Origin of the sequence: Paenimyroides marinum (assembly GCF_900108395.1) — a bacterium.
GTDB classification, from domain to species: Bacteria; Bacteroidota; Bacteroidia; order Flavobacteriales; family Flavobacteriaceae; genus Flavobacterium; species Flavobacterium marinum.
Genome location: NZ_FNXE01000065.1, coordinates 1 through 8849, shown reverse-complemented (window position 1 = coordinate 8849; position 8849 = coordinate 1). Strand labels below are relative to the sequence as shown.

General features: G+C 31.5%; 11 protein-coding genes and 1 pseudogene. 3 read left to right on the top strand and 9 right to left on the bottom strand.

Annotated elements, in window-relative coordinates; all coding sequences use genetic code 11:
• Positions 1-384: 384 nt before the first annotated feature.
• Positions 385-804: a nucleoside-diphosphate kinase gene (locus BLW20_RS13915; RefSeq protein ID WP_091102645.1), complete on the bottom strand. Its 420-nt coding sequence runs from the start codon at positions 802-804 to the stop codon at positions 385-387.
• Between the two features lie 78 nt (positions 805-882).
• Here BLW20_RS13915 and BLW20_RS13910 point away from each other — a divergent pair, with 78 nt between their 5' ends.
• Positions 883-1272 carry a group III truncated hemoglobin gene (locus BLW20_RS13910; protein ID WP_091102641.1) on the top strand — a complete coding sequence of 130 codons (390 nt, stop codon included), beginning with the start codon at positions 883-885 and terminating at the stop codon, positions 1270-1272.
• Positions 1273-1639: 367 nt separating this feature from the next.
• On the opposite strand, the gene BLW20_RS13900 is transcribed toward BLW20_RS13910, so the two are convergent.
• From BLW20_RS13900 to pncB, 4 genes are all read right to left on the bottom strand, one after another.
• A complete protein-coding gene (locus BLW20_RS13900; protein ID WP_091102637.1) occupies positions 1640-2335 on the bottom strand; it encodes a hypothetical protein in 696 nt (231 codons plus the stop codon).
• A 28-nt stretch (positions 2336-2363) separates the two neighbouring features.
• Positions 2364-2777 (bottom strand): hypothetical protein, encoded by a 414-nt coding sequence (locus BLW20_RS13895; RefSeq protein ID WP_091102633.1) that lies wholly within the window; start codon positions 2775-2777, stop codon positions 2364-2366.
• Between the two features lie 120 nt (positions 2778-2897).
• Positions 2898-3179, bottom strand: coding sequence for a GIY-YIG nuclease family protein (locus BLW20_RS13890; protein WP_091102629.1), 282 nt, complete (start codon positions 3177-3179; stop codon positions 2898-2900).
• Positions 3180-3242: 63 nt separating this feature from the next.
• Positions 3243-4427, bottom strand: coding sequence for a nicotinate phosphoribosyltransferase (gene pncB, locus BLW20_RS13885; RefSeq protein WP_091102626.1), 1185 nt, complete (start codon positions 4425-4427; stop codon positions 3243-3245).
• A 100-nt stretch (positions 4428-4527) separates the two neighbouring features.
• On the opposite strand from pncB, the gene BLW20_RS13880 reads away from it, so the two are divergent.
• Complete coding sequence (locus tag BLW20_RS13880; protein WP_091102623.1) at positions 4528-6540, top strand: DUF3857 domain-containing protein; 2013 nt, start codon at positions 4528-4530, stop codon at positions 6538-6540.
• A gap of 30 nt (positions 6541-6570) precedes the next feature.
• Here the strand turns inward: BLW20_RS13880 and BLW20_RS13875 are convergent, their stop codons facing one another.
• The 4 genes from BLW20_RS13875 to BLW20_RS14995 are packed head-to-tail and all read right to left on the bottom strand — an operon-like array spanning position 6571 to position 8086.
• Positions 6571-6783, bottom strand: a complete 213-nt coding sequence (locus BLW20_RS13875) for a helix-turn-helix domain-containing protein (RefSeq protein WP_091102619.1) — start codon at positions 6781-6783, stop codon at positions 6571-6573.
• A 3-nt stretch (positions 6784-6786) separates the two neighbouring features.
• On the bottom strand, positions 6787-7326 hold the full coding sequence (locus BLW20_RS13870; RefSeq protein WP_091102615.1) for a DUF2975 domain-containing protein: 540 nt from the start codon (positions 7324-7326) through the stop codon (positions 6787-6789).
• Between the two features lie 3 nt (positions 7327-7329).
• Positions 7330-7878 carry a DUF2975 domain-containing protein gene (locus BLW20_RS13865; RefSeq protein ID WP_091102612.1) on the bottom strand — a complete coding sequence of 183 codons (549 nt, stop codon included), beginning with the start codon at positions 7876-7878 and terminating at the stop codon, positions 7330-7332.
• Positions 7879-7891: 13 nt separating this feature from the next.
• Positions 7892-8086, bottom strand: coding sequence for a hypothetical protein (locus BLW20_RS14995; RefSeq protein WP_397334349.1), 195 nt, complete (start codon positions 8084-8086; stop codon positions 7892-7894).
• 527 nt (positions 8087-8613) lie between these two features.
• Here BLW20_RS14995 and BLW20_RS13855 point away from each other — a divergent pair.
• Positions 8614-8849: pseudogene (locus BLW20_RS13855) on the top strand (IS5/IS1182 family transposase); the annotation flags it as partial.

Below are 8849 nucleotides of genomic sequence, written 5' to 3'. Positions count from 1 at the left end.
TCCTGTATCCTTGCTGCCTTCTTACTTGAAACGGACGGCAAAACTACAACCTTTTCTTTTTACAATCCAAATTTATTTTTATTAATTTTTCTTGTGTTAACTAATCTTTAAATGAACGTTATTTCTGTATTGCGAGTGCAAAGATAACCTCCTTTTCCGGTTAATTCCTAATCTTTTTTATCCTTTTTTCTATTCTTTTTTTACTTCGCTATAAACTAAAGAGTTACGAAGTGGGGATTTAACGTTGTAGGAAAAGGAAAGTAAATAAAAAGACATAAATCATCTATCAAAAAATACCTACTGAAGGGGGGTATTAAAGATTTAAATTAACAATAAAACCACGCATTATGCGTGGTTTTATATTCTTTAAGCTTTTTTCTAATTTTAGAATTGCTCTCTTCCTGCAAAGTGGAAAGCCGCTTCAATTTCTGCATTTTCATCAGAATCTGATCCATGAACAGCATTTTCACCGATAGATTTCGCGTATTTTTTACGAATGGTTCCTTCAGCTGCATCTGCCGGGTTGGTAGCTCCAATTAATGTACGAAAATCCTCAACAGCGTTTTCTTTTTCTAAGATTGCTGCAACAATTGGGCCTCTTGACATAAATTCTACCAATTCTCCGTAGAATGGGCGCTCTGCATGAACTTCATAGAATTTTTTTGCATCAGCAACTGTTAATTGAGTTAATTTCATTGCAACAATTCTAAATCCACCTTCAGTGATCATATTTAAAATTCCACCAATACTTCCAGCTTCAACCGCGTCTGGCTTAATCATTGTAAATGTTCTTGTACCTGCCATTTTTTTAAGTTTAATTTGTTGGCAAAAATAACTATTTTTATTGTAAAAATTCTTTGTAATTTTATAAAAAATAATCAAATGAAAACCGATATTAAAAACAGGGAAGATTTAGAAAAATTAGTACGTGTTTTTTACGACAAAGTAAGAAAAGATGATGAATTGGGACCAATTTTTAATGCTATTATTACCGATTGGGAACCTCATTTACAAAAGATTATCGATTTTTGGGAACAACATATTTTTGGCGTTCAAAAATATAAAGGCAATCCAATTGAAGCACACAATAAAGTTGATGCGTTTACAAATTATAGTATTACTGCACATAATTTTGGCACTTGGCTGTTTTACTGGTTAAATACGCTTGATGAATTTTTTGAAGGCGATAACGTTGAGTTATTAAAATTTAAAGCACGAAAAATGCAAACTATCTTTTTTATGAATATGGTACAAGAACGCCCTAAAGTTTAATTATTAATGTTTTCACCAAACTGTATAATATATCCGTTATTATCTGTAAAGGCAAATTCTTTCATTTTCCAATCAAAAATATCCAGATCATATACGATGTTTACTTTCTCTTTTAATTGATGACATAGTGTTTCATAGTATCAACTTCAATGTAAAATGAGCCGGTAAAACCTATTTCATCAAACGGAACATGAGTATTTGGTTTGGATAATATAATTTCGACTTCGTTTTTTTGCAAAGCAGCCCATTGCCAGTCTTCATTAAATTCGGTACAAGTAAAACCTAAAATTTCGGTATAAAATCTTACAGATCCCCATAAATTTTCTGTCCATAATATTGGAGTTGAACATTTGAGTGTAATAAGCTGTTAAATTAAAATATCGCTTTCTAAGTCAGATTTTTCAATGGTAAATTCAAAGCCTAAACGTTCAACCACTTCAATAACTAATTTTTTGTACCAGTTTTCAGATTTGGGATGAATGTACAAACGTTCAATCATTTTGTTGATGTCAATCAAGACTTTTACACCTTCGTTTACATTTAGGTCTAAATGAGTAACATCGGTGATAATTCGTACTTCATGTTCGTACTGAAAGCTTTTTCGTTTAAACAGGAAAGGAAAAAAATCGTCATCAAATGGAATAAGTTCTTTTTTGTAATCGATGTAATTGACTTCACCAACAAACTGATCGGCTTTGGGTTCGATTAACGCTTTTTTGAGATTTCCAATGGTTGATTGTATCGCCAATCCTTCATTATTTTTAGTAAAAACCTGCCACATGGCGTAACTTTCGTATGAATTTGCGTGCCAACTGCTTATAACAATATTTTTTCGTTTGGCTTTGTAAGCGTCTAAATATTCCGGATTATCAGCCAAGAGTTTTTTAATTTCTTCATAGGTTGGCTCACTAAAAGTTCCTTCAAACTGATCTTCAAACTTGTCAGACCGAGCCATAAACATTCTGTTAGACATTAATAAGTCCAGGAATTTAGAAAGGTCTAAGTATTTCCAAATAATGGTATCGTCTGTTGGTATATGTAACTTTTGGTTTTCTTGGAACATTTTTGAAGTTTTTAATTTTCAGATTGACCTATTGATTCATTTTTTTTAATTCTTCAAATAGCTCTTTCATTTCGTCAGAAAATGGATTTAGAACTATTTCTTTATTTAATTCATTGGATAGTTTCGATGTGATTTTACAGAAAATTCGCCCATTTTCTTTATAAAAATTGAATTGTAATTCTTCACTATCTGGTTTACCTAAATAAATAAAAAACTCAGTATATGTAAGTTCCTCACCATAGTTAATATTCAATTTATATATTCCTTTTGATTTAGGTAATGATTCAATATCTAATTCATTATTTAAAAAGATGTTATAAATAGTTGTATGCCAACCGCCCAAACCATCAACTATTTTAATATCTAATTTTGATGGATCGATATTTTCATCAAATGAAATCGTGATTTTTTGTTTCTTTAGTGCTTTTGAAATGGTATTCATATTCTTTTAACTTCTTGCTTGTTTTTTATTATATCAGTAACATTAAAGTAACTTCTTTTGCGATTCTGAGTCAAGCTCAGAGTGACATAGATTCTGTCATGCTGAACTTGTTTCAGCATCTCACAAAATTGTTAGTGTTTCCAACTTTGGATTTATCGTTTTAATTAGATTTATTTTCCAATCTTTTCTCCAATTCTTTAATTGTTTTTCCCTTGCAATAACACTGTTTATATCATTATATATTTCATAATAGACCAAATCAACTAATTGATATTTTGATGTAAATTTAGAACCCCTACCATCAGCATGTTGACTAATTCTTATATTTAAATTATTTGTTACACCAATGTAAAATGTTGTTCTAAATCTGTTTGTTAATATGTAAATATAATATTGTTTCATTGTTTTGCTCTTTGTTATAAGACTCTGAAACGAATTCAGAGTGACAAGCTTGGTACTAATTTACTACAACTTAACATTCAACAATCGTATTGCTAAATCTATATCTTCTGCTGTTCCGGTGTGTTTCATGGACTCATCAGATAATTTCACTACACCTGTCCAATCGGCATTTTCGGGTTTGGCTTCGGTCATTTTTAACACGATGTTCATTGGTTTTAGACCTACATCATTTGTTAAGTCGGTTCCGATTCCAAACGACAACCCGATTCTACCTTTGCAATGCTCTGTGATTCGTTCTACTTTGTTATAATTCAATCCGTCAGAAAAAATAATGGTTTTGGTCAACGGATTAATGCCTAACTTTTGATAATGTGCAATGGTTTTATTGCCAAATTCTAACGGATCTCCAGAATCATGACGCACGCCATCAAACAATTTTGCGAATTTCTTGTCGAACTGTTCAAAGAAAACTTCGGTGGTATATGTATCGGTTAAGGCAATTCCTAAATCGCCACGGTAAACATCTGTCCAGTGTTCCAATCCCATACTATTCGCCATTTTAAAACCATATTTTGCCGCGTGAAACATAAACCATTCGTGTGCGTGGGTACCAATAGGTTTGGTATTGTATTTCATTGCCAGATACACATTGCTGGTTCCTATAAAAGTTCCCTGACCGTTTTCTTTTAATGTTTTCACAACCAAATCGTGTACTTCGTAAGAATGCCTTCTGCGCGTACCAAACTCGGCAAACACAATGTTTAAATCGCGGTATTTTTTTATTTTATCTTCAACGGTTTTTACGACCAATTCATCTGAATGTCGTTTTTGATGGGTTTCCTGATAGAACAATTCACAAATCAATGCCATAATAGGTACTTCCCACAAAATGGTTCGGTACCAATAACCTTCTATGCTGACTTTTAAATCATTGCCCGTTTGCTCAATGATAACTTCGGATGGATCATAACGGTATCCCTGTAAAAAATCTAAATACGTGGGATCAAGGTACGGACAGGTTTCTCGCAAAAATTCTTTCTCTTTATAGGTTAATTTCAGTTTTGCCATATCATCAATTGCTTCACGCAGCCGACCCGCAAAATTCTCAGGAAATTCGTGTTTGCCACGATTGATGAACTGATAACGACCTTTAGCATACGGAAATAATTTAATCACGGCATATTGCATCGTGAATTTGTAAAAATCGTTGTCTAATATAGATGGTGAAATTGGTGCTATATCATTCATAAATGTGAATTTTTAATTTAAAGGTACAAAATAGCAAAACAATTCATTAAGAAAATTCTCATTATTTTTCTTATTTTAGTAACCGAAAAAAAATTATGCTATGGAGTTAGAAACCCAAAATTTATACCGTTTTTGTACGGCACAGCCATGGGCTGCAACGTTAACGGACGAACAAATTACCGATTTAATCAAAGAGACACCTTTTGCGTTAGAACAAAGAGATTTAGGCAGAGATTATTGTTATTTTATCAATAAAGATTATTATTCTGATGACCGCTTTTCGGCTGATTACGCATTGATGGCCTACACGCTTAGCCAGCCTGAAAATCTTGAACGGGCATCGATCAATGATATGGTTCTCGAAGAAAATGAACATTTTGAAATTCACAGAATAAATGTGTTGAGAGACGGGGTTCTTATCGATAAAATTCCCGATACAAAAATTAAGGTCCTTGACAATGAAACCAATAGTCACGGTGGGATCTTAAGCAGCTCAAAAAAACTGAACATATCAATTAAAGACTTACGTTTAAACGACGTTCTTATTTTAGAAGACTGCAGAATAAAAACCTTTGCCGAAAAAGAATTTCTTAGAAAAGATTTTGTAAAACACGTATTTATCAGTCCGGATAATTACTGGGCTTACGGACAATATAATTATCGTTTTATAAACAACAGAAACCGGAAAGTGGCATATAAAGAATGTTTTTTCAGAGATGAAAACGGAACGATTTTACCTAAAGAAATAGGATATTTGGAAAAAGGAGAAAACTATTCTATTAGTTATAAAGATTATATAAACCAAGTAGATACAAGCCGCGAACTGTACCCTTTTATTGATTTTGCAACCGATGCCACTTGGAAAGAATTGTCAAATTATATTTATCCGCTTTATAAAGATGTTTTAGAAGAAGCCCGTTTACAGACATTTGCACCCGATTTGGCAGAAACGTTAAACACATTACCCAATTTAGATGCCAAAATAAGATACGCCATAGAATTTGTTCAAAATAACATTTACTATATTTTCACGGCAGATGAAATGAACGGACACAAACCGCAATCTCCTGCAATAACCTATCAAAACAAACAAGGCGATTGTAAGGCAAAATCTGTTTTACTCAAGGTTATTTTAGATTATTTACAAGTCGATGCACAAATTGTTCTGGTAAATTACAATGCCGATTTTTATATTAAATATTATCTGCCTTCGTTATTATCTTTTAACCACGTTATTGTAAAGATAAACTATAAAGAAACCGAATATTTTATTGATGTTACGGCAAGAAATGAATTTGGATTGCTTGAAAACAGATCTGTTCTTAGTTTCTGTTTCTATTTGCCGGTAAATGAAAATCAAGAGTTGCAAATACGTAAGCCTACCACCTGGAACAATTATGCGGTAGATGAAGAAATTAAACTGAAAGCAACAGGTGCTCAGGGTGATTTTAGTATTAAATCGACCTATCGCTTTAACAGGGCAAATGGTATGCGTAATTATTTTAAAAATACCAACAAACGAGAAATTTTAGATTCGTGGAATAACGCCATGTTTTACACCCTGAATTATTGTAACGACCGGAACGGGAAAGATTTTCGCGACATTTTTAAAAATGCTGCAATAGAAATTGTAAACGACGATAAAGATGCCAATGAATTTACCGTAAAATATACCGCAACAATTGAGCAGCCTTATTTTATCGATCAAAGTAACAAACGCTTTTTAATGTATTTCGATCGGAATGTATTGAAAAATAATCTCAGGGATTTTCAGCACAGCGATGCTTCGTATTGGCATAACTTTGACAGCGAACGCTATGATATTTTATTGGAAACCGATCAAAAGATAGATACCCAAGAACGTTTTACGATTCAGGAATGCGACATAAATAATTCGTTTTTTAAACATAAAACCAAGAAAACAATTACCAAAAATTCAGGAAGAGTACAGATTACCTACGATCCTGTTTCTAATAAAGAAATTTTGTTAAGCGAATTAGAAGAAATTAAACAAGCTTATCACAAAGTTGCCGATAGTAATTTTGGAATTGGAATAGACATTATAGAACCCGGATTTATGAATTTCTTGAAAAGTAAATTTAAATCGCGTTAATAAAAAATAGCAACTTATAGTTGCTATTTTTTATTCGTTATCGGGAATGAATTCCAAAATATCACCCGGCTGGCAATTCAATTCTTTACAGATGGCTTCTAAAGTAGAAAATCGAATAGCTTTTGCTTTCCCGGTTTTTAAAATAGAAAGATTGGCAGTAGTAATACCAATTTTATCTGCCAGTTCTTGCGATTGCATTTTGCGTTTGGCAAGCATTACGTCAAGGTTTACAATAATTGCCATAACTTAAATTGTTAATTCGTTTTCTTCTTTTTGTTTTTTGGCTTCTTTAAAAACCTGACTTAATACAAGAAAAAAGAAACCGATAATCAGACTTCCCAATGGAGCTTCTAATTTGGTTAATATCGAATTTGAAAAATTAGTAGAAGCCTGGATTGTTTTTTCTGAATGAATGACAAACATCCTATCAAGTAAAAAAACAATGATAAAATTTGTGATAAAGATAAAACCGACCTTTTTAAAACGTTTGATAATCTTTTCGTCAAAAAATATACGTTTCTCGAATTTTCTTACACAAAGGTTGAATAGCGTTATAGCATAGAAATACAACAAATACACGATAAAGCAAACACTTATAAAAATTTGAAAATAGCTTTTGTTGTTTTCTGTTGCGACTTCACGTCCCATAAATTCAATCAGCCAATTTTGATATTCCTGATTGTTATTAAATTCCGAATAAACCAATACTCCAAAGAAGATACAAAGTAGCAACATCGTTGCCCAAAGGAAATGCGATAACCAACCAAATATTTTTAATGTTCTCATACGTTAAATCGTTAAATCGTTTTCTTGTTTTAGTTTGGTGTTTTCGTTTTGATATTTTTGAATTTTTAAAAGTAAATTGTTTACAAATAAAAAGAACATACCAATCACAATGTTAATTCCCATAAAGGAAAATGGATTGATGAAAAACAAAATAGGTTTGCTGTCTTCGATCATATTATAAAAGTAAAATACAGCTTCTGTAACAGCAATAGGAATGCTCATCAATAAAAAGAAATAAGCAATGCTTTTAAAATTCTTAAAAACTACAGGGTTAAAAAAATTATTTTGTTCAAAATATTCCAATGTTTTAATAAATAACCGAATGGGATAAATAACCATTAAAAAACAAACGGAATAAATAATGATCAATATTTTTTGGAAGAAAGAAACAGCAGTTCCCTGAACCAATACTTGATTAATAAACAAATTGTATTCTGAAGGCTCAACTGTTTCTGAAAAAACAACAAAAAGTTCAAAACAGCTAATAAGAGATATTCCTATCAAAATAATGATAAAGTAACTGAATAACCAGGAGGTAATTTTATATTTCATAATAGTTTGATATTTAAATAGTTAATTCGTTCTCTTGTCTTAGTTCGGTGTTCTCCTCTTTTTGAATTTTGGCGATTTGAAATGCCTTGCTTAAAGAGAGGAAGAATAAACCAAATATTAAGATAATGATTGGCATTTCAAAGGGGTTATTTACCCCCATTGTAAATGTTTTTACAAAAAGATCATCTTGATATTTGATACTACCCATTATAATTAATTTGATTGAGAAACTGATACATAATAACCACCCCATCCGTTTAAAACAATAAATAACTTTGTCACTAAAAAAGTGTTGCTCTTTAAACTCCTCAATAATACTGTAAAAAGATAGTAAGCTTAAAATAATTAAGGTATAAGTGGTAAAATATAAGATTGTAGAGATGTAAATTGGTAATGAACTTTCAGATGTTTTATAAAAGGTACCAAATAGTCGATAAGAAGGTACTCTTAGTTCCAGTTGATTTAATAAATCAAAACACATTTATCCTAACAAGGGTATAAAAAGTACAAATGATAAAATCAAAGGGTAAATAATAAGACTGAGGATTTTTAACGTTTTCATAATTTTGTTATTTGATAAATAAATATCGACAAAGATATATAAATTATCGTAAAACAATAATTTATAGAATAAAAAAAGAGGCTGTCTAAAAAGTCACAAAACGCAAAAATCCCGAAAATTTTCGGGATTTTTTTTTGTGTTTATACCCTCAAAATATGTATCTTGAGCTCGTTATGATAAACAAGTCAAAAATACGCTTTAAGTCGCTACCAGCCAATAGTCCAAGTCTTTTTTCTGAAGATATTTTTAATAAAATTCCTCAAAACCATCCCGTTCGATTGGTTAACGAAGTAGTCAACCAATTAAATATGGATGCTTTAATTGAGCAATACAAAGGCGGAGGCACCAGTAGTTACCACCCACGAATGTTGGTTAAAGTGTTGTTTTACGCCTATTTAAGCAATATTTA